Source organism: Legionella yabuuchiae (genome assembly GCF_900640115.1).
Classification (GTDB): Bacteria; Pseudomonadota; Gammaproteobacteria; order Legionellales; family Legionellaceae; genus Legionella_A; species Legionella_A yabuuchiae.
In genome coordinates this window covers 1-515 of sequence record NZ_CAAAIW010000079.1, presented here as the reverse complement: position 1 = coordinate 515, position 515 = coordinate 1, and the positions used below count along the sequence as shown (strand labels likewise).

Sequence of the window (515 nt, the reverse complement as noted above, 5' to 3'; positions counted from 1 at the left end):
AGTCTATGGTCGCTAGGCAAACTCTCTGAAAGCGGGCATTTGAATGGTGCAGAACTGAAAAAAGAGGTTTTGATATTATTGCAACAGCTCGTTTCAAAGGAAGATGCAAACTTGCAAGCTCTTGCCAATAGTCTATGGGCGCTAGGTATTCTCCTTTGGGAAGAGGAAGTCGGTGAGGAATTACAAATTGGAATTTTTTCTTTACTAACAAACATGTTCAAAAATATGGATAAACTTACATTTTTTGAAAAAGACCAATGTTTAAAAAGTATTGGTTTACTAAGAATGGATAATCAATTGGATGTGGAAGTTTTAAGTTCTTTGATAAAAAGCTGTAAACCTCAAAGCATGCTGACCCCTAGGATCATTCAATCGTTGGTTCCCCACGGAAAAGAATATGCGTTGGAGGCGTTTGTCGACGGGTTTTTTGTTGATATTTTGATCCCGGAAACAAAAGAAATTATAGAAGTTGACGGTAAGCAACATGAAAACCACTGGCAGTCTTGTCTTGATCA

At 37.7% G+C, this 515-nt stretch carries 1 protein-coding gene; it reads left to right on the top strand.

Features of this window, described 5'->3' with window-relative positions; translation table 11 throughout:
* Positions 1-515 (top strand): hypothetical protein (locus E1O47_RS12375; RefSeq protein ID WP_165475129.1); only part of this gene is annotated, 515 nt, incomplete at both ends.